The following is a 19,329-nucleotide window of genomic DNA, read 5'->3' as shown; positions in this document are numbered from 1 at the left end:
GTGGCAATTGGTACGTGGCGGAGGACACAATGAGGCCGCTTCTCGAGAAAGTCCGCCCGGCCGATGGCGCCTCCTGGGCCTGGCTCGACCGACGTCTCGATGACGGCATCCCCTTCCAGTGGCACCATCATCCGGAATACGAACTCACCTTGACGCTCAATTCGCGCGGCCAGCGCTTCATCGGTGATGCCATCGGCAGCTATGACGATGGCGACCTGGTGCTCGTGGGGCCCAACCTGCCCCACACCTGGGTCAGCCGCGAGCGGCCCGATCCCGGCTCGCCGCACCGCGCCCTGGTCATGTGGTTCCACCCCGATTGGGCGGCGCCGCTCGTCGATCACCTCAGCGAACTTCGTCCTGTCGGCGATCTGCTCGCCCGCGCCCGCGGCGGCCTGCAGTTCTCGCCGGCTGCCGCCGTCATAGCGCGACCCCTCATCGAGGCGGTCTTCTCCCGCCCCGCCGCGGATCGGCTGAGCGGCCTGCTCGACGTCCTCCGCCTGCTGGCGCATGACCCGGCCACGCCGCTTGCCAGCCCGCGCCTTGCCGAAACCTCAGGCGGCAGCCGGACCCGCATCGATCGTGTTCTCGATCACATCCACCTCCATTATGCCGAGGGCATCTCCATCCCCGCTCTCGCCGAAATCGCTGCGCTGTCGCCATCCGGCCTGCACCGGCTGTTCAAACGTCACGCCCAGCAAACGGTCTCCGGGTATGTGATGCGTCTGCGAGTCGGCGAGGCCTGTGCCCTGCTGTCGGCCACCAGCCGCCCGATCGCCCATATCGCCAGCGATGTCGGCTACGACTCGCTGGCCAATTTCAACCGCCAGTTCAAGGCGCTAAAGGGGATGACGCCGCGCGACTACCGAACCCGGTTCGAAGCGCCCGGCCGTCGCAGCGAGACCAGACCATGACCGTCAGGACCTACCGCAAGCTGGCGCAGAACAACCGCCTCGCCAATTTCCGCCTGCACGAAGCCTGCAAGCGCCTCGCCCCGGGCGAGTTCGAGGCCGCGCGCAGCGGCTTCTTCCCCTCGATCAAGGCCACCCTCAACCACATCATCACCATCGACTGGTTCTATGTCGACGCGCTCGAGGGCGGCAGCCTCGGCCCCAAGGCATGGGCCATTGAGGAACCCTATGACGCCATAGCACCCTTGGCGGCGGGCCAGGCCGAGGTCGATGAGCGGTTGCTGGCGTTCTGTACCGGCCTTAACGACTGGCGCTTGAGCCAGACCACCAGCGTGCATCGCACCGGCCGCATCCAGGTCGAGCGCACCGACGATCTGCTGCTCCACCTGTTCATGCACCAGACCCATCATCGCGGCCAGGTCCACGCCATGCTCTCCGGCACTTCGGTGCCGCCGCCGCAACTCGATGAGTTCATCACCGGTGGTCCGGCCGATGTGGCCGCCCGCGCGCCCGATCTCGCCGCCCTTGGCTGGAGCGAGACGGAGTTGATGCGGTGAGGCGGCTCGAGGGGGTTCTGGCCAGCTGGAACGACGATCGCGGCTTCGGCTTCATCGAGTTGCACGGCACCCGTGAGCGCATCTTCGTCCACATCAAGGCCATCGCCGAAATCGCCACCCGGCCCCGCGTCGGTGATCGACTCACCTTCGTGCTCGGCGAAGGCCAGGATGGTCGCGTGGCGGCCCGCGAGGTCGTCATTGCCGGCGCCAACCCGCGCCAGCGCGACGCCGAACGTCGCGGTCTGCCGCCGCCGCGGCCGCCCCGCTTCGGTGGCAAGCAGGCGACGCGGCTGATCCTTGCCGCCGTTCTCCTGGCGCTGGCTGTCGTCGCCGTCTCGGCCGGACGCGCCCCGGCGGTCCTGATCTCGTTCTATCTGGTGATGGGCATCATCTCTGGTGTCTTCTACTGGCGGGATAAATCCGCCGCCGAAGCCGACGTCTGGCGTGTCAGCGAAAACACCCTGCACTTTTTCGATCTGATCGGCGGCATTGTCGGCGGCCTGACCTCCCAGGCGCTGCTCCGCCACAAGATCTCCAAGCCCGGCTTCGCCCTGCAGACGGTCCTGATCACCGTGCTACATTTCGCCCTTCTCGCCACGCTGATCCTCGACCTGTGGGACCTGCCGGCCTTCGGCTAGGCAGCCGTATCGAGGCTGTCGCGCAGTCCGGACAGCGTGCGGCGCAGCATGTCGAACTCCCCGGCAGTGCAATCGCTGGCCTCAAGGATCTGCAGCGGGAACCCTTCGGCGGTCCGTTTCATTGCTCTTGCCGTGTCGGTCAGCGCCACGCGCACCAGCCGTTCGTCGGTCGTGTCACGCTGGCGCACCACAAGCCCCATCGCCTCCATGCGCTTGAGCATGGGCGTCAACGTCCCCGAGTCGAGCAGCAACTGCGCGCCGATCTCCGAAACGCTCAACCTGTCGCGTTCCCACAGCACCAGAAGGACGAGATATTGCGGATAGGTCACCCCGAGCTCGGCCAGCAGCGGCTTGTAGAACCGGTTGAACGCATGCGCCGCCGAATACACCGCAAAGCAGAGCTGCTGCCCCAGTCTCAGATCCTTGACGTTCTCGCTCATCGGGTTTCATCCTTCCGTCATAATTCGATAGCGCACAATTGAATTGCACACAAACAAAATCGGCGCTATGTACTGCCATCGCCACCCCAGAGGAGCTGAAAATGCAGATCAAGTACACCGCCCACGCCACCGCCGAGCACGGCGGCCGCGGCACCGGCAACGTTGCCACCGATGATGGCAAGGTCGCCGTCAAGCTCTCCACCCCCAAGGCCATGGGCGGTGATGACGGTCCGGGCACCAATCCCGAGCAGCTCTTCGCCATGGGCTATTCCGCCTGCTTCCTCGGCGCCATGAAGGGCGCAGCGAAAAAGGCCGGCAAGGCCCTGCCGGAAGATGCCACCGTCACCGCTGCCGTCAGCTTTGCCGATCGCGAGGACGGCGTCGGCTTCACCATTGTCGCCGCCCTGGAGGCCAAGGTGCCGGGCTGGAGCAAGGACGATATCGACGCCACCATGAAGGCGGCGCACGATATCTGCCCCTATTCCGACCTCATCCGCAAAGCCCACGAGGTCGATCTCAAGGCCGCCTGATCAGTCTCGCCTCGCAGCCGCCGGTCTGCCCTGCAGGCCGGCGGCTTGCTTTCAGCCGATCTCGATCTCGCACCAGTGCGCGTAGGGCCGTTCCGGCGTGCACCAGATCGAGGGGAAATGGGCGTGATGCACCGCGTCGGGAAAGTCCTGGTCTTCCAGGCAGAAGCCCGAATGCGCGCCGTAATGCCCGCCGTTAAGTCCCGGCACCGCGACGTCGGTATAGACGGCGTTGTAGAACTGCACGCCTTCGCGATCGGTCCAGAGCCTCAGGGTCAGGTCGCCCTCCGGCGAAGTAACGATGGCCACCGGGTCCTTGAGGTCGCGGGTCCGCTCCAGCACCAGATTGGTGTCGTACCTGACCGGCTGGCCTGTTCCGTCGCGCAGTGTCCGCGGCGTCCGCAGGTCATATTGCGTGCCGTCCACCGGCAGGATGGCGCCGGTCGGGATCAGGTCCTTGTCCGTCGCGGTATAGGCGCTGGCCTTGATCTGGAAGCGGTGGTCGAGCACGTCGGGGCCTTCGCCCAGGTTGAAATACTGGTGCTGCACCACGCTGATCGGCGTCTTCCGGTCGGTCGTCGCCGACAGCTCCAGCCGCAGCCGGTTGCCCTTGAGCGCGTAGACCGCCTTGAACGTGACATTGCCCGGAAAGCCCATATGGCCGTCGGCACTGCGATGCGTGAACGTCACCGCATTGGCGGCCTCGTCCATCGTTGCCGTCCACAGCACCCGCCCCAGTCCTTCGGCACCGCCATGCAGCATGTGGCCGTTTTCGTTGACCGGCAGCTCGTAGCTCCTGCCATCCATCTCGAACCGGCCGCCGGCAATGCGGTTGGCCACCCTGCCGGCAATCGCACCGAAATAGGGCGAGTGCTCCGGATAGGCGGGAAAATTGTCAAAGCCGAGCACCACCGAGCGTTTGCCGCCTTTGACCGGCACCCGCCAGTCGCGCACCACCGCGCCGTACTCGATCAGGTCGACCTCCACCCCGGTGTCCGATGTCAGCGCATACTGGCTGACGGTCCTGCCGTCGAGCGTGCCGAAAGCCGTCTTCACGATACCCATTGTGTCCCCCTCGCCTCCTCCGGCGTCTGCGCCCGGGTGATAGCCCGGCCGCGGCACCCCGCCAAGCCCTTCCACCCGCTTCACCGTCCACCTCACCCTGCCTGACGGGGCGGCAAAGGGAAAAACGTTGACGTAGGGCGAACGAGCCTTCAACTCTGCACCGAGCAGTTCGGGGGTTCGCATTTGAACGAGAGAGGTCTGGCGCGGCGCGCCACCGTGCATGACGTGGCCCGGCAGGCCGGCGTTTCGCTGGCCACGGTCGATCGCGTCCTCAACGGCCGCCCCGGCGTACGGCCCGCCACCGCCGAAAAGGTCGAGGAGGCCATTGCCGCTCTCGATTTCCGCCGCGATCTTTCGGCCTCGCTGCTGGCCCGGGCCCGCGATCTGCGCATCCAGTTCGTGCTGCCCGATGGCCGCAACGAGTTCATGGCCAACCTCGCCGATGCCGTCTTGCGTCGCGGCCGCAGCGGCGCCGCCGAGCGCCTGCATCTCGAAGTGGCGCGGGTCCGCGCCATGGATCCCGGCGCCCTTGCCGCCCGTCTCGCCCAGCTCGATCCGAAATCCTGCGATTGCGCGGTGATCGTCGCTACCGACGACGCGGAAGTGCGCAAGGCGGTCGACGCGCTGGCCCGCAAGGGTATCTCGGTCATGACGCTGGTGTCCGATCTGCCCAACTCGGCCCGCAAGATGTTCATCGGCATCGACAATGTCGCCGCCGGCCGCACCGCTGCGTCGCTGATGGGCCGCTTCTGCCACACCGGCAAGGTGGCGCTCATCGCCGGCTCGCTCGGCCTGCGCGACCATCAGGATCGGCTCGCGGGCTTTCGCGAGGTTCTGGCCCGCGAGTTTCCGGCCCTGTCGCTGATCGGTCCGTTCGAAGCCCATGACGATCGCGGCGAAACCGAGAGCTTCGCCACCGGTCTGCTGCGCGATCACCCCGATCTGCGCGGCATCTACAATCTGGGCGCCGGCAATGCCGGCCTGATTGCCGCGCTTGAGGCCGCCGGCCGCACCGGCGACGTGCGCGTGATTGCCCATGAGCTCTCCGAGCCGACCCATGCCGGCCTGCGCAGCGGCGCCATCGATGTCGTGCTCGACCAGAACCCGGATGGCGAGATTCGGGCCGCTGTCGCCGGTGCCCGCGCCCTGGCGCTCGGGCAGCCCGCCGACGCCCATGCCGAGCCCATTGAAATCGGCATCTTTCTGCGCGACAATCTGCGCTGAGGGAATTACAGCATCATCGACCGGCACAAGCCGGCAGGGAGGCCAGACTTGCAAGCGACGACACCCGGCTTTGAGGTACGTGCCTCATGAGCTATCTCGGCATCGACGTCGGCACCTCCGGCGTCAAGGCATTCCTCATCGATCGCGCCGGCAAACCGCTGGGCGAGGCCTCGGCCAGATCCGTCGAACCGGTCCGTCCGCACCCCGGCTGGTCCGAGCAGCAGCCGGCCGATTGGTGGGCCGCCACGCTCGAGGCCGTCGACAAGCTGTCCAAACAGCATCCCGAGGCTGTTGCCGCCGCGCGCGGCATCGGCCTTTCCGGTCATATGCACGGCGCCACCCTGCTGGGCGCCAATGACGAGGTGCTGCGCCCCTGCATCCTCTGGAACGATGGCCGTTCCGCCCTCGAATGCAGGGAGATGGAAGCGGCCCTGCCCACCCTGCGGCAACTCGCCGGCAACATCGCCATGCCGGGCTTTACCGCTCCCAAGATCGCCTGGGTGCGCAAGCACGAGCCCGACATCTTTGCCAGGATCGCCAAGGTCCTGCTGCCCAAGGCCTATGTCCGCCTGCTGCTCACCGGCGAGCACGTCGAGGACATGTCCGACGCCGCCGGCACGCTCTGGCTCGATGTCGGCAAGCGCGACTGGTCCGATGAACTGCTGGCCGTCACCGGTCTCAACCGCTCGCACATGCCGCGCCTCGTCGAAGGCTCGGCCCCTTCGGGCAACCTGAAGCCCGATCTGGCGGCTCGCTGGGGCATGACCGGCCCGGTGGTCGTGGCCGGCGGCGCCGGCGATAACGCCGCCTCCGGCTGCGGTATCGGCGCCATCCGCCCCGGCGAAGGCTTCGTCTCGCTCGGCACTTCGGGTGTGCTGTTCGTCTCCAACGACCGCTTCCGCCCCAACACCGAAGGCGCCGTGCACGCCTTCTGCCACGCCATTCCCGACACCTGGCACCAGATGGGCGTCATCCTCTCGGCCACCGACAGCCTCAACTGGCTGGCAAGGGTCACCGGACAGGACGCCGCAAAGCTTTCCGCACAGGTGGCAGACGGTTTCTCCGGCCCCGGCGAGGAAATCTTCCTGCCCTACCTCTCGGGCGAGCGCACGCCGCACAACAATGCCGGCGCCCGCGGCAGCTTTGTCGGCCTGTCCCACCTCTCCGATCCCGCCCGGCTTGCCCAGGCGGTGATGGAGGGTGTCGCCTTTGCCGTCCGCGACTGTCAGCGCGTCCTCACCGATGCCGGCACCAGCATCAGCCGGCTGCTCGCCGTCGGCGGCGGCTCGCGCTCGGAAACCTGGCTGAAAATGATCGCCGCCAATCTCGACGCCGAAATCTCCCTTCCCGAGGACGGTGATTTCGGCGGTGCCCTCGGCGCGGCCCGCCTTGGCCTCTGCGCTGCCGAGGGCGCCGACCCGCGCGACGTCATGACCATGCCCGGCATCGCCAAAGTCATCGGACCGGATGCATCGCTCCGCTCCGCCTACAACGATCAATACGCGCGCTATCGCGCGCTCTACCCCGCCATCGAGGAGGCACGTCAGTGACTGATTTCTTTAAAGGACTCTCGCAGGTCAAATATGAGGGGCCCGAGAGCAGCAACCCGCTGGCCTATCGCCACTACAACAAGGACGAGATCGTCGCCGGCAAGCGCATGGAGGATCACATCCGTCCGGCCGTCGCCTACTGGCACACCTTTGCCTGGGAAGGCGGCGACCCCTTCGGCGGCCGGTCCTTCGATCGTCCCTGGTATGCCGGCAGCCCGATGGAAGGCGCCAAGCTCAAGGCCGATGTCGCCTTCGAGTTCTTCGATCTGCTCGATGCGCCCTTCTTCTGCTTCCACGATGCCGATGTGGCGCCAGAGGGCGACAGCCTCGCAGAGAGCAACAGGAACCTGCGCACCATCACCGACATCTTCGCCAAGAAGATGCAGAGCTCGCGTACCAAGCTGCTCTGGGGCACGGCCAACATGTTCTCCAACCGCCGCTACATGGCGGGCGCCTCGACCAATCCCGATCCCGATGTGTTCGCCTATGCCGCCGGCCAGGTGAAGACCATGCTCGAGATCACCCATGAGCTGGGCGGCGCCAACTATGTCCTCTGGGGCGGTCGCGAAGGCTACGAGACGCTGCTCAACACCCGCATGAAGGACGAGCTCGACCACATGGGCCGCTTCCTCAACCTGGTCGTCGAGCACGCCAAGAAAATCGGCTTCAAGGGCACCATCCTGATCGAACCCAAGCCGCAGGAGCCGTCCAAGCACCAGTACGACTACGACGTGGCCACGGTCTACGGTTTCCTCAAGGCCTACGGTCTCGAAAAGGAGGTGAAGGTCAATATCGAGGTCGGCCATGCCTTCCTCGCCGGCCACTCCTTCGAGCACGAGCTGCACCTCGCTCGCTCGCTCGGCATCCTCGGCAGCGTCGATGCCAACCGCAACGATCTGCAGTCCGGCTGGGATACCGACCAGTTCCCCAACAACCCGGGCGAAATGACCCTGGCCTTCTACGAGATCCTCAAGAATGGCGGTCTGGGCAATGGCGGCTTCAACTTCGACGCCAAGGTGCGTCGCCAGTCGCTCGACCCGGCCGACTTGCTGCACGGCCATATTGGCGGCCTCGATGTGCTGGCCCGCGGCCTCAAGGGCGCCGCGGCCATGATCGCCGACGGCACCTATGACAAGGCGGTCGATGCCCGCTATGCCGGCTGGAACACCGAGTCTGCCAAAAAGATGCTGACTTCCGAAAGCCTCGCCGACATCGCCGCGCGCGTCGAACGGGACAACATCAACCCGCAGCCCAGATCCGGCCAGCAGGAATATCTCGAAAACCTCGTCAACCGCTTCGTCTGATCACCGGTCCATCCGCGGTGCCCTTCTCCCCTTGCGGGAGAAGGTGCCCGGAGGGCGGATGAGGGGTCTGCCGCCCCATCCGTGATCGTTGAGAGATACCCCTCATCCGTCTCGGCCTTTGGCCGATCCACCTTCTCCCGCAGGGGGAGAAGGGCGCCCGACTGAAAGACTTGGTCATGCCCCAGATCACCAATCCCATTCTTCCCGGCTTCAATCCGGACCCCTCGATCCTCCGCGTCGGCGATGACTATTACATCGCCACCTCCACCTTCGAGTGGTTCCCCGGCGTGCAGATTCATCACTCCAGGGATCTGGCCAACTGGGACCTCATCACCCGGCCGCTCAACCGCAAGGCGCAGCTCGACATGCGCGGCGACCCCGACAGCTGTGGCATCTGGGCGCCCTGCCTCAGCCATGACGGCGAGAGGTTCTGGCTGGTCTATACCGACGTCAAGCGCAAGGACGGCTCGTTCAAGGACGCGCACAACTACATCGTCTGGTCCGACACCATCGAGGGCCCGTGGTCCGACCCCATCTACATCAACTCCTCGGGCTTCGACCCCTCGCTGTTCCACGACGACGACGGCAAGAAGTGGTTCGTCAATATGATGTGGGACCACCGCCGTCGGCCCCTGCTGTTCGCCGGCATTGCGCTCCAGGAATTCGATCCCAAGCAGGGTAAGCTCGTCGGTCCTCGCACCAATATCTACCAGGGTACGGATCTGAAGCTCGTCGAGGGTCCGCACCTCTACAAGCGTAATGGCTGGTACTACCTGCTGACCGCCGAGGGCGGCACCGCTTATGACCATGCCTGCACCTTCGCCCGGTCGCGCACCATCGACGGCCAGTACGAAACCCATCCGCAGCAGCACATCCTGACCTCCAAGGACGCGCCCTTTGCCGCCCTGCAGCGCGCCGGCCATGGCGATCTGGTCGAGACGCCCGAGGGCAAGACCTATCTGGTCCACCTCACCGGTCGCCCCACCACCCAGGAGCGCCGCTGCGTTCTCGGCCGCGAAACCGCCATTCAGGAGGTCTTCTGGGGCGACGACGACTGGCTCTATGTCAAGAACGGCCCGGTCCCCTCGCTGCATGTCGAGGTCCCCGGCAGCCGTGACGACAATTCCTACTGGACCGAAAAGCGCTACAGCTTCGACAAGGGCCTGCCCATCGACTTCCAGTGGCTGCGCACCCCCGAGCTCGAGCGCATCTTCTCCACCGACAGCGGCAAGCTCCGGCTCTTCGGCCGCGAGTCCATCGGTTCGTGGTTCGAGCAGGCGCTGGTTGCCCGCCGCCAGACCCACTTCTCCTATGACGCCGAAACCGTCATCGATTTCTCCCCTGCCGACGAGCGCCAGTTCGCCGGGCTCACCGCCTATTACTCGCGTTACAACTTCTTCTATCTCACCGTCACCGCCCATTCCGACGGGCAGCGCGAACTGCTGCTGATGAGTTCGGAGATCTCCTGGCCCGATGGCAATCTGCGCTACCCGGCCGAGCCCGTGCAGATCCCCAATACCGGCAAGGTCCGGCTCGCCCTCACCATCCGCGGTGCAAAACTGCAGTTTTTCTATGCCCTCGAGGGCGAGGAGCTGCAGCCCATCGGTCCGGTGCTCGATGCCTCGATCCTCTCGGACGAGTGCGGCGGCCACCAGGCCCATGGCAGCTTCACCGGCGCCTTTGTCGGCGTCGCCGCCTCCGATCTGAACGGCACCGCCCTGCCGGCCGATTTCGACTATTTCACCTATCGTCCGGTGCACGACGCCACCGACCGCTACGAGGTTGCATCATGAAAGTCGCCGTCACCGGAGGCACCGGGTCCTGGGACCGCGGCGTCGGTCCCGTCGTCATCGCGGCGCTGGAAGCGGCCGGCCACGAGGTCACCAACCTCGATCGCGCCGTGCCCGGCGGCATCGAGTCGCGCGGCTTCATCAAGGTCGATCTCACCGATTACGGCGCCACCTTCGCCGCCCTGCACGGCCATGATGCGGTCGTCCAGCTCGCTGCCAACGGCGAACCCGACTGGGATCACCTGAGCGGCGCCGCGCGCTTTCACGTCAACACCCTGATCGCCTACAACGTCTTTCAGGCCGCGTGCTTCCTCGGCATGCGGCGCGTCGTCTGGGCCTCGTCCGAAACCGTGCTCGGCTTCCCCTTCGATCAGGTGCCGCCGCACGTCCTGCCCACCAGCGATGACGATGCCCCGATCCCCACCTCCTCCTACGGCATCTCCAAGGCCGTCACCGAGGACCTCGCCCGCCACATGCACCGCCGCTATGGCACCAGCTTCATCGGCCTGCGCTTTTCCAACATCTTCTACGACACCCCCGGCCACGTCACCGGCTACGAAAAGATCCCGGCCTTCTGGGACGATCCGCTGTCGCGCCGCTTCAACCTCTGGGGCTATGTCGATAGCCGCGACGTCGCCCAGGCCTGCGTCAAGGGTCTCGAGGTCGAGTTCGACGGCGCCGATGTGGCCACCATCGCCGCCCCCGACACCGTCATGCGCCAGACCAATACCGAACTCGTGGCCGCGGCCTTCCCCGGCTGCGTGATCAAGCCCGGCACCGGCGACCACGATACGCTGATCTCCATCGACAAGGCCCGCAGCCTGATCGGCTACGATCCGCAATGGACCTGGCGGCGCGTCCTCGGCCAGTAGCGCCCTGGCGACAAATGCCGGCGGCCCGGTAGGCCGTCGTCAACCTCCTGGCGCTAGGCTGTCTCGCAAAGGGAGACGGCCGATGAACCCGAAAAACCCCGGTGTGCTGTTCGGCGCCCTGTTCGCCGCCATGGGTCTGGGCATCTATCTGATGGTGCATCTGGCGCCCGATGGCGCCAACGCCCCGGTCTTTGTCGTCGAGGCCGCTGCCGGCGCTTTCTTTTTTGCCGGGATCAGCGTCATCGCCCAGGCCCTCGGCGTTCCTCTGCTCAGCCGCATCGCCAGCCTGGCCGTGGTCTATCTCCTCGCCGTCCCCGGCCTCTGGATGCTGTTCGATGGCGATTCGGGGGGCTGCTCGGTCGGCATTGCGCTTGCCGGCGCCGGCCTCGACAGCGCCGCCGATCCCACCCTCTGCCGCGCCGTCTTCGGCATTGGCGGCCTGATCACCCTCGCTGTCGCCCTGCTCTTCACCTGGACCGCCCTCAAGGCCCGTCGCGCCAAGGCTGATCCCGACGCCTCCGCCTGACGCCGGAAGCTAAGGCGGGGCAAACTCGGGTGCCGCTGTTGTATTTTGCGCCGCAGCCCCTAAGGTCTGCGGCTTCCGCATCTTGGCAGCATAGATTTCTTGGACCACGCGCCAGACCAGACGAGCCCCGCGGCGGATGCGCCCGTAACGCCGATGATGAGCCAGTTCCTGGAGATCAAGGCGATCAATCCGGGCTATCTGCTGTTCTACCGCATGGGCGATTTCTACGAGATGTTCTTCGAGGACGCCGAGATTGCCAGTCAGGCACTCGGCATCGTCCTGACCAAGCGCGGCAAGCACCAGGGCAATGACATCCCGATGTGCGGTGTCCCCATCCACGCCGCCCAGGACTATCTCAAAAAGCTCATCGGGCTGGGCCACCGCGTCGCCATCTGCGAGCAGATGGAAGATCCCGCCGAAGCCAAGAAGCGTGGCGGCAAGTCGCCGGTGCGCCGCGAGGTCGTCCGCCTCGTCACCCGCGGCACCATCACTGAAGATGATCTGCTGCCCGCCCGCGGCTCCAACTATCTCGCCGCCCTCGCCATGGTCCGCCACGGCGACACCGATTTCTCCCTTGCCTGGGCCGATATCTCCACCGGCGATACGGCCGTCATCGATCTGGGCGCCGAACTGATCGCCGACGAGCTGGCCCGCATCGATCCGGCCGAACTGCTGCTCTCCGATGCCACCCGCGCCGCCCTGCAGGCCGCCCACGTCGTGCTGCCGCAGGCCGCCATCGCCACCCTGCCCGATGACCATTTCGACAGCGAGGCCGGCGCCGGCATCATCCGCCGGAATTTTGCCGACGCCGTCGATCCCACCGCCTTCTCGCGTGGCGGCCGCGCTGCCCTCGGCGCGCTCATCGGCTATGTGCTCGACAGCCAGAAGGGCGGTGCCCTCGCCCTCCGCCCGCCCGCCGCCGAACGCGTCTCCGCTCACATGGCCATCGATGCCGCCACCCGCCTGTCGCTGGAATTGCTGGTCACCCAGCGCGGCGAGGAAAAAGGCGCGCTGCGCAGCCAGATCGATCTCTGCGTCACCCCGCCTGGCTCGCGCCTGCTGGCCCGCCGCCTTGCCGCGCCGCTCTGCGACGCCGCGGCCATCAATGCCCGCCTCGACGCCGTCGGCACCCTCGCCGGCGATACCCAGCGCATCACGAAACTCCGTGCCGGCCTCAAGTCCGTCCCCGACATCACCCGCGCCCTCACCCGGTTGACGCTGGAGCGTGGCGGCCCGCGCGACCTGCGCGCCATTGCCGGCGCCGTCGACGGGGCCCGTCGCCTTGCCGCCGACCTCGCCGGCATCGACGACCGCGAGCTTGCCGCCTGCCGCACGACGCTGGCCGAGGCGCCCGCCGCGCTGGCTGCCGAACTGCTGGCCGCCATTTCCGACGAACCGCCGCTGCTCGCCCGCGACGGCGGCTTCGTCCGCAAGGGCTATGACGAAAAGCTCGACGCCGAGCGCGCCCTTGCCTCAGAGACGCGCGAAGTGGTCGCCGCCCTGCAGGCCCGGCTGATTGCCGAGACCGACGTCAAGGCCCTCAAGATCCGCCACAATGGCGTCCTCGGCTATTTCGTCGAGGTCCCCGCCGGCCATGGCGGCCGCCTGCTCGAGGAGCCGCACCGGCAGACCTTCATCCATCGCCAGACCATGGCCAACGCCATGCGCTTCACCACCGCCGAACTGGCCGAACTCGAAGGCCGCATCGCCCGCGCCCATGACGCCGCGCTGGTCATCGAACAGGCCATCTTCGGCCGCCTGCACGCCGCCGTCCTCGCGCAAACCGGGCCATTGCGCGCCACTGCCGATGCGCTGGCCGGGCTCGACGTCACTGCCGCCCTCGCCCACCTCGCCGCCACCCGCAACTACTGCCGGCCCGAGATCGACACCTCGCTTGCCTTCTCCATCGAGGGGGGGCGCCATCCGGTGGTCGAGGCCAATGTGAAAGCCGGCGGCCAGCCCTTCATCGCCAATGACTGCGAGCTCTCCGATGGCGCCCTCTGGCTCGTCACCGGTCCCAACATGGGCGGCAAGTCCACCTTTCTGCGCCAGAACGCGCTGATCGCCATCCTTGCCCAGATGGGCAGTTTCGTGCCCGCCAGCCGTGCCCATATTGGTGTGGTGGATAGAGTGTTCTCGCGTGTCGGCGCTTCCGACGACATTGGCGGCGGCCGCTCGACCTTCATGGTCGAAATGGTCGAGACCGCCGCCATCCTCAATCGCGCCACCCGCGCCTCGCTCGTCGTGCTCGACGAGATCGGCCGCGGCACAGCGACCTTCGATGGCCTCTCGATTGCCTGGGCCGCCGTCGAGGCGCTGCACGACCAGACCGGCTGCCGGGCCCTGTTCGCGACGCATTTCCATGAGATGACGTCGCTCTCCAAGAGCCTTGCGCGGGTCTCCAACGTCACCATGAAGGTGCGCGAGTGGGAGGGCGAAGTCGTGTTTCTGCACGAAGTGGCGGCCGGTGCCGCCGATCGCAGCTACGGCATCCAGGTGGCCAGGCTCGCCGGGCTGCCCGAACCGGTGCTGGCCCGCGCCCGCCAGGTGCTCACCCTGCTCGAACAGCGCTCTTCCGGCGCCAAGGGGGCCGTGCTAGACGATCTCCCGCTGTTTGCCCACGCTCCACCGCCGCCGCCGAAGGCTAGCGTTAATCCCCTTCATGAGATGCTCGATCAGGTTCGCCCCGACGAATTGACACCCAGACAGGCCATCGACCTCGTCTATGAGCTAAAGAAAATCCGTGATGCCGCTCGTCGAAGCTGAAATCCGCCCGCGCAAACCTGCGTTCCAGCTGAAGTCCGCTGCCGATATCCTTGCCGATATCAAAGTGGCGATCGGCAGCCAGTCGGTGCGCTCCAGTCAGGCCCGGGCCGCCGCTCTGGGCGTGTTCAAGGCGGTGCTGGCCGATGCCAGGACGTCGGCCGAGGCCGAGTTGCTGGAAACCGGCAAGGGCATCCGTTGCGCCCAGAATCTCTCCCACGCCGAGGACGAGATCATCCGCGCCATTCACAGCTTTGCCGTGCGCGAGGTCTATCCGGTCGACAATCCCTCCGGCGCCGAGTCGGTGTCCCTGGCGGCGGTCGGCGGCTATGGCCGCGGCACGCTGGCCCCCGGCTCCGATATCGATCTGCTCTTCATCCTGCCCTACAAGCAGACCCCCTGGGGCGAGCAGGTCACCGAATACATCCTCTACATGCTCTGGGACCTTGGCCAGAAGGTCGGTCATGCCGTTCGTTCGGTCGACGAATGCATCCGCATGTCGCGCGCCGACATGACCGTGCGCACCGCCACGCTCGAGGCGCGCTACCTCACCGGCGACAAGAAGCTCTACGCCCAGCTGATCGATCGCTTCGAAAACGAGATCATGCCGCGCACCGGCCCCGAATTCATCGCCGCCAAGATGGCCGAGCGCAAGGAACGCCACCGGCAGATGGGCAATACGCGCTATGTGGTCGAGCCAAACGTCAAGGACGGCAAGGGCGGCCTGCGCGATCTCAACACCCTGTTCTGGATCGGCAAGTACTTCTTCAAGGTCAAGACCGGCGCCGAGCTGGTCGGCAAGGGCGTCCTCTCGGCCCAGGAGCATCGCCTGTTCCAGCGCGCCGAGGATTTCCTCTGGGCCATCCGCTGCAACCTGCATTTCCTCACCGGCCGCGCCGACGAAAAGCTGACCTTCGATCTGCAGCCCGATCTTGCCGCCCGTCTCGGCTTTTCCGATCGCGCCGGCATGCTGGCCGTCGAACGGCTGATGAAGCGCTACTTCCTTGTCGCCAAGGATGTCGGCGACCTCACCCGTATCTTTGCCACCAGCCTCGAGTTCAACCACGGCAAGCCGCTCGACATGGTCGGCCGTGCCCTGGCGCCGTTCCGTCGCGGCCGCCGCGCCATCAAGGGCGAGGCCGATTTCGTCATCGACAGCGGCCGCCTCAACGTCATTGAGCCCGGCGTCTTCGACAAGGACCCGAAAAACCTCATCCGCTGCTTCCTGATCGCCAGTCGCAAGGACCTGCTGTTCCATCCCGACGCCATCAAGGAAATCACCCGCTCGCTGCGGCTGATCGGACCCGACCTGCGCAGCGACAAGCTGGCCAATGCCTGGTTCCTCGAGATCCTGACCAATCCCAGGACCGTCGAACGCATCCTCCGGCAGATGAACGAGTCCGGCGTGCTCGGCCGCTTCGTCCGCGAGTTCGGCAAGATCGTCGCGCTCATGCAGTTCAACATGTACCACCACTATACGGTGGACGAGCACCTGATCCGCGCCGTCGGCGTCATGGCCGAAATCGACAATGGCGGCCTCAAGGCCGAACTGCCGCTCACCCACGAGCTGCTGCCCCACCTCAACGATACCCGGCTGCTCTACGTCGCCCTCTTCATCCACGACATCGCCAAGGGCCGCCCCGAGGACCATTCCGAGGCCGGCGCCAGGTTCGCCAGGAAGTTCTGTCCGCGCCTCGGCCTCTCCCCGGCCGAAACCGATACCGTCTCCTGGCTGGTGCAATATCACCTGCTCATGAGCGAGATCGCCCAGGCCCGCGACATCCAGGATCCCGAAACCGCCAAGTCCTTTGCCGATATCGTGCAGTCGCCGCAACGCCTGGCGCTGCTCATGATCCTCACCGCCTGCGACATCCGGGCGGTCGGCCCGGGGGTCTGGACCGGCTGGAAGGGCTCGCTGCTGCGCGCCCTCTACTTCGCCACCGAGCCGCTGCTCTCCGGCGGCCATACCCAGCTCACCCAGCGCGACCGCATCGAAACTGCCAAGACGGTGCTCGGCGAGCAGCTGCAGGGCTGGCCCGAGGCCGATATCAAGACCTATCTGGGCCGCCACTACGATCACTACTGGCTGCGCGCCGAGCCTGAACTGCAGGTCGAGCACGCCCGCATGATCCGCAATGCCGATCTGGCCGGCAACGTCTTTGCCGGGTCGATCCGCATCCAGGCCTTCGAGTCGATCACCGAGGTCAGCTTCTACACCCCGGACCATCCGCGCCTGCTGTCGCTGATCGCCGGCGCCTGCACCATGTGCGAGGCCTCCATCATCGGCGCCCAGATCTTCGGCACCCGCGATGGTCGCGCTCTCGATACCTTCCGGCTGCGCCGCGCCTTCACCTCCGACGAGGATGAAAAGGTCCGCGCCACCCGCATCATCGATACCGTCAAGCAGCTGCTGCAGGGCAAGCGCCAGATCCTCATCGACCTGGGCAAGGAGAGCAAGCTCAACAAGCGCCTCAAGCCCTTCTCGCTGCCCGCCGAAGTGCAGATCTCCAATTCCATCTCGGAGAAATTCACCGTCATCGAGGCCTCGGGCCTCGATCGTACCGGCCTGCTGCATCAGCTGACCCGTGAAATCTCCGATCTCAACCTCACCATCGGCTCGGCCCATATCGGCACCTATGGCGAAAAGGCCGTCGACGTCTTCTACGTCACCGACCTCACCGGCCATAAGATCGACTCCAAGTCCCGTCAGGTCAAAATCCGCAATCGCCTGCTCGCCGTCTTCAGCCCGCCGCGCGACAAGACCGACAAAGCCGAAAAGGCCGAGAAACCCGAAAAGTCCGAGAAGCCGGAAAAGAAGGTGGCCAATGGCTAGGTCCGCCCGGACCCTGCGCCGCGCCGCGATCCCGGCATGAGCCTTTACCGCAATATTCTCTCCGTTGGCGGCCTGACACTGGTCTCCCGCGTCTTCGGCTTTTTCCGCGACGCACTGATGGCCGCCGTGCTCGGCATCTCGCCGGTCTCGGACGCCTTCAACGCCGCGTTCCGCTTCCCCAACCTGTTCCGCCGCCTGTTTGCCGAAGGGGCCTTCAACACCGCCTTTGTGCCGATGTTCTCGGGGGCGCTCGAAACCCAGGGCCGCGAGGGTGCCCGTGAACTCGCCTCCCGCATCATGAGCTGGCTGGTGGCGGTGATCCTCGTCGTCACCATTCTGGTCGAGATCTTTGCCGAAGCCGTCATGGTGCCGTTCGTTCCCGGCTTCCTCAATGATCCGGCCAAGTTCGAGCTCACCGTCTTCCTGACGCGGATCATGTTCCCCTATCTGGCCTGCATGTCGCTGATGGCGGCCTATGCGGCCATCCTCAATTCGATGGACCGCTTCTTTGCCGCCGCTTTCGCCCCGGTGGTCCTCAACCTCGTCAACATCTCGGCACTGATCCCGCTCGCCATCCTGACGCTCGAGGCGCCCGACACCGCCTTCTGGGTCGCCATCGCCACCATGCTGGGCGGCATCGCCCAGCTGGCGCTGGTCTATGCTGCGGTTCGCCGCACCGGCATCGTGCCGCGCATCCGCCTGCCCCGCCTCGATGCCGATGTGCGTCGCTTCTGGGTGCTCGCCGTGCCGGCCATCGTCGCCGGCGGCATCACCCAGATCAACATCTTCGTGGGCACCGTCATTGCCTCGGGCGCCGACGAGGTGATGTCGATCATCTACAATGCCGACCGGCTCTACCAATTGCCGCTCGGCATCATCGGCATCGCCATCGGCACCGTGCTGCTGCCCGAACTCAGCCGCCATCTCAGCGCCGGTCGCGACCTCGAGGCGCGCCAGAGCCAGGGCCAGTCGCTGTTTCTCTCCATGCTGCTGTCGATGCCCGCCGCCGCAGCGCTGATCGGCCTCGCTTTGCCCATCGTCCGCGTCCTCTTCGAGCGTGGCGCCTTCGGGCCGCAGGATTCGGTCACCGTCTCCGAGGCGCTCGTCGCCTTCGCCGTCGGCCTGCCCGCCTTCGTGCTCATCCGCGTACTGCAGCCGGGCTTCTTCTCGCGTCAGGATACAGGCACGCCAACCATCTTTGCCGCCGTCTCGCTGGTCATCAATGTCGTGCTGTCGCTGCTGCTGTTTTCCAGCCTCAAGCATATCGGCATCGCGCTCGCCACCTCGGTCGCGGCCTGGGTCAACGTGCTGCTGCTGGCGCTCTTTCTCGCCCGCCGCGGCCATTTCCGCCTCGCTGCCGCCGAGTGGCGCCAGCAGGGCCTGATCCTGCTGCTCAGCCTCGTGCTCGGCGGCACGCTCTGGGGCCTCGTCTGGCTGCTCGGCCCGGTGTTCGATCCGGGATACAACTTCCTGCTGCAGGGCTTCGCCCTGCTGGCGCTCTGCCTCTTCGGGGCTGGCGCCTATTTCGCGCTGGTGCACCTCACCGGCGTGCAGAAGCTCGGTGCCCTGTTGGCCCGGTTGCGCCGACGCGCCTGATCCCCGGTAGCCTCATGGTGAGCTTGTCGAACCACTAGGCTTTCCGATGGATGTCTACTCGTAGACCACCACCAGCAGCGCCCTGGCTGGCGTCGTGCCGGCATTGGCAATCTCGTGCTCGACATCGGCGCGGTAGCGCGCCGTCTCGCCCTCGGCCAGCGCCTGCTCGCCCAGCGTCGTCTTGACCCGCAGCCCGGCCGTCTGCGCCGTCAGGTGCTCGAACGTGCCGGCCGCGTGCGGCGCACTCGCCAGCCGGCCGCCCGGCGCCACCTCCACCTCATACCATTCAACGCGGCCCGACATCGCCGGCGGGCTCAGGATGCGCAGCCGCCACCAGCCCTCCGGGCTCTTGATTTCCGGCGTCAGCGGCACCGTCACAATATCGACCGGGTTGGCCTGTCGATGCGCCACGCCGCCGGCAATCAGGTCTGCCAGGTCGATCTTGAGCGCCTGCGTCAGCCCCCACAGCACCGCAAAGGTCGGGTTCGACTCGCCGCGCTCGATCTGGCTGAGCATCGAGCGCGACACGCCCGACAGCTGCGCCAGCCGTTCCAGCGTCAGGTGCCGCGCCTTGCGCTCGCGCTGGATCACCGGTCCGATATCGGGCGCTTCCGTCATGCAATCCTCATGGTTTGGGTCAAGCCTAGCGCCCGATGCCAGCGTCGCCAAGGAAATTCCGTGATACCTTGACATAGTGTCCGTTATAGCGGAATTTCCTCCATCACGGAGGAATGTC

Annotated in this window: 16 protein-coding genes; 13 read left to right on the top strand and 3 right to left on the bottom strand. The window is 66.2% G+C overall.

From position 1 onward, the window contains the following. Positions 1-29 precede the first annotated feature (29 nt). The 3 genes from AC0L4C_RS04705 to AC0L4C_RS04695 are packed head-to-tail and all read left to right on the top strand — an operon-like array spanning position 30 to position 2,103. Complete coding sequence (locus AC0L4C_RS04705) at positions 30-911, top strand: helix-turn-helix domain-containing protein (RefSeq protein WP_473402414.1); 882 nt, start codon at positions 30-32, stop codon at positions 909-911. Continuing rightward, the gene (locus AC0L4C_RS04700) at positions 908-1,465 is read left to right on the top strand and encodes a DinB family protein (protein WP_473402413.1); all 558 of its coding nucleotides are present in this window, start codon (positions 908-910) and stop codon (positions 1,463-1,465) included. Before AC0L4C_RS04705 ends, AC0L4C_RS04700 begins: the two co-directional genes overlap by 4 nt. Beyond that, positions 1,462-2,103 carry a DUF1294 domain-containing protein gene (locus AC0L4C_RS04695; protein ID WP_473402411.1) on the top strand — a complete coding sequence of 214 codons (642 nt, stop codon included), beginning with the start codon at positions 1,462-1,464 and terminating at the stop codon, positions 2,101-2,103. Before AC0L4C_RS04700 ends, AC0L4C_RS04695 begins: the two co-directional genes overlap by 4 nt. Here AC0L4C_RS04695 and AC0L4C_RS04690 read toward each other — a convergent pair. Further along, complete coding sequence (locus AC0L4C_RS04690) at positions 2,100-2,543, bottom strand: MarR family winged helix-turn-helix transcriptional regulator (protein ID WP_473402410.1); 444 nt, start codon at positions 2,541-2,543, stop codon at positions 2,100-2,102. The two genes, AC0L4C_RS04695 and AC0L4C_RS04690, sit on opposite strands and share 4 nt — an antisense overlap. 101 nt (positions 2,544-2,644) lie before the next feature. Between AC0L4C_RS04690 and AC0L4C_RS04685 the strand changes: the two genes are divergently transcribed. Beyond that, the gene (locus tag AC0L4C_RS04685) at positions 2,645-3,073 is read left to right on the top strand and encodes an Ohr family peroxiredoxin (protein WP_473402408.1); all 429 of its coding nucleotides are present in this window, start codon (positions 2,645-2,647) and stop codon (positions 3,071-3,073) included. 51 nt (positions 3,074-3,124) lie between these two features. Here AC0L4C_RS04685 and AC0L4C_RS04680 read toward each other — a convergent pair whose 3' ends face one another. Then, the gene (locus AC0L4C_RS04680; RefSeq protein WP_473402407.1) at positions 3,125-4,135 is read right to left on the bottom strand and encodes an aldose epimerase family protein; all 1,011 of its coding nucleotides are present in this window, start codon (positions 4,133-4,135) and stop codon (positions 3,125-3,127) included. Between the two features lie 183 nt (positions 4,136-4,318). Between AC0L4C_RS04680 and AC0L4C_RS04675 the strand changes: the two genes are divergently transcribed. From AC0L4C_RS04675 to murJ, 9 genes are all read left to right on the top strand, one after another. Then, positions 4,319-5,359: a LacI family DNA-binding transcriptional regulator gene (locus AC0L4C_RS04675; protein ID WP_473402405.1), complete on the top strand. Its 1,041-nt coding sequence runs from the start codon at positions 4,319-4,321 to the stop codon at positions 5,357-5,359. Positions 5,360-5,445: 86 nt separating this feature from the next. Next, positions 5,446-6,909: a xylulokinase gene (gene xylB / locus AC0L4C_RS04670; protein ID WP_473402404.1), complete on the top strand. Its 1,464-nt coding sequence runs from the start codon at positions 5,446-5,448 to the stop codon at positions 6,907-6,909. Continuing rightward, positions 6,906-8,213 (top strand): xylose isomerase, encoded by a 1,308-nt coding sequence (gene xylA, locus AC0L4C_RS04665; RefSeq protein WP_473402403.1) that lies wholly within the window; start codon positions 6,906-6,908, stop codon positions 8,211-8,213. The genes xylB and xylA overlap by 4 nt, the downstream gene beginning before the upstream one ends. A 176-nt stretch (positions 8,214-8,389) precedes the next feature. Further along, positions 8,390-10,006, top strand: coding sequence for a glycoside hydrolase family 43 protein (locus tag AC0L4C_RS04660; protein ID WP_473402401.1), 1,617 nt, complete (start codon positions 8,390-8,392; stop codon positions 10,004-10,006). After that, positions 10,003-10,875 carry an NAD-dependent epimerase/dehydratase family protein gene (locus tag AC0L4C_RS04655; protein WP_473402400.1) on the top strand — a complete coding sequence of 291 codons (873 nt, stop codon included), beginning with the start codon at positions 10,003-10,005 and terminating at the stop codon, positions 10,873-10,875. The genes AC0L4C_RS04660 and AC0L4C_RS04655 overlap by 4 nt, the downstream gene beginning before the upstream one ends. 82 nt (positions 10,876-10,957) lie before the next feature. Continuing rightward, positions 10,958-11,401, top strand: a complete 444-nt coding sequence (locus tag AC0L4C_RS04650) for a hypothetical protein (RefSeq protein WP_473402399.1) — start codon at positions 10,958-10,960, stop codon at positions 11,399-11,401. A 99-nt stretch (positions 11,402-11,500) separates the two neighbouring features. After that, positions 11,501-14,167, top strand: coding sequence for a DNA mismatch repair protein MutS (gene mutS / locus AC0L4C_RS04645; protein ID WP_473402397.1), 2,667 nt, complete (start codon positions 11,501-11,503; stop codon positions 14,165-14,167). Continuing rightward, positions 14,148-16,997 (top strand): [protein-PII] uridylyltransferase, encoded by a 2,850-nt coding sequence (locus AC0L4C_RS04640; RefSeq protein ID WP_473402396.1) that lies wholly within the window; start codon positions 14,148-14,150, stop codon positions 16,995-16,997. The genes mutS and AC0L4C_RS04640 overlap by 20 nt, the downstream gene beginning before the upstream one ends. A 36-nt stretch (positions 16,998-17,033) precedes the next feature. Then, the gene (gene murJ, locus AC0L4C_RS04635) at positions 17,034-18,593 is read left to right on the top strand and encodes a murein biosynthesis integral membrane protein MurJ (RefSeq protein ID WP_473402395.1); all 1,560 of its coding nucleotides are present in this window, start codon (positions 17,034-17,036) and stop codon (positions 18,591-18,593) included. A 54-nt stretch (positions 18,594-18,647) separates the two neighbouring features. Here murJ and AC0L4C_RS04630 read toward each other — a convergent pair whose 3' ends face one another. Continuing rightward, on the bottom strand, positions 18,648-19,211 hold the full coding sequence (locus AC0L4C_RS04630) for a helix-turn-helix domain-containing protein (RefSeq protein ID WP_473402393.1): 564 nt from the start codon (positions 19,209-19,211) through the stop codon (positions 18,648-18,650). Positions 19,212-19,329: the final 118 nt, after the last annotated feature.

The sequence above is a fragment of the Devosia sp. J20-27 genome, assembly GCF_055808595.1.
The sequence above is the reverse complement of the archived record's forward strand: the minus strand, read 5'-3'. Positions and strand labels throughout refer to the sequence as shown.

What these genes read in the sequence shown, in the direction of transcription:
- AC0L4C_RS04705 (WP_473402414.1), top strand. Translation starts at nt 30, where the DNA reads ATGAGGCCGCTTCTCGAGAAAGTCCGCCCGGCCGATGGCGCCTCCTGG.
- AC0L4C_RS04700 (WP_473402413.1), top strand. Translation starts at nt 908, where the DNA reads ATGACCGTCAGGACCTACCGCAAGCTGGCGCAGAACAACCGCCTCGCC.
- AC0L4C_RS04690 (WP_473402410.1), bottom strand. Translation starts at nt 2,543, where the DNA reads ATGAGCGAGAACGTCAAGGATCTGAGACTGGGGCAGCAGCTCTGCTTT.
- AC0L4C_RS04685 (WP_473402408.1), top strand. Translation starts at nt 2,645, where the DNA reads ATGCAGATCAAGTACACCGCCCACGCCACCGCCGAGCACGGCGGCCGC.
- AC0L4C_RS04680 (WP_473402407.1), bottom strand. Translation starts at nt 4,135, where the DNA reads ATGGGTATCGTGAAGACGGCTTTCGGCACGCTCGACGGCAGGACCGTC.
- xylB (WP_473402404.1), top strand. Translation starts at nt 5,446, where the DNA reads ATGAGCTATCTCGGCATCGACGTCGGCACCTCCGGCGTCAAGGCATTC.
- AC0L4C_RS04660 (WP_473402401.1), top strand. Translation starts at nt 8,390, where the DNA reads ATGCCCCAGATCACCAATCCCATTCTTCCCGGCTTCAATCCGGACCCC.
- AC0L4C_RS04655 (WP_473402400.1), top strand. Translation starts at nt 10,003, where the DNA reads ATGAAAGTCGCCGTCACCGGAGGCACCGGGTCCTGGGACCGCGGCGTC.
- AC0L4C_RS04650 (WP_473402399.1), top strand. Translation starts at nt 10,958, where the DNA reads ATGAACCCGAAAAACCCCGGTGTGCTGTTCGGCGCCCTGTTCGCCGCC.
- AC0L4C_RS04640 (WP_473402396.1), top strand. Translation starts at nt 14,148, where the DNA reads ATGCCGCTCGTCGAAGCTGAAATCCGCCCGCGCAAACCTGCGTTCCAG.
- murJ (WP_473402395.1), top strand. Translation starts at nt 17,034, where the DNA reads ATGAGCCTTTACCGCAATATTCTCTCCGTTGGCGGCCTGACACTGGTC.
- AC0L4C_RS04630 (WP_473402393.1), bottom strand. Translation starts at nt 19,211, where the DNA reads ATGACGGAAGCGCCCGATATCGGACCGGTGATCCAGCGCGAGCGCAAG.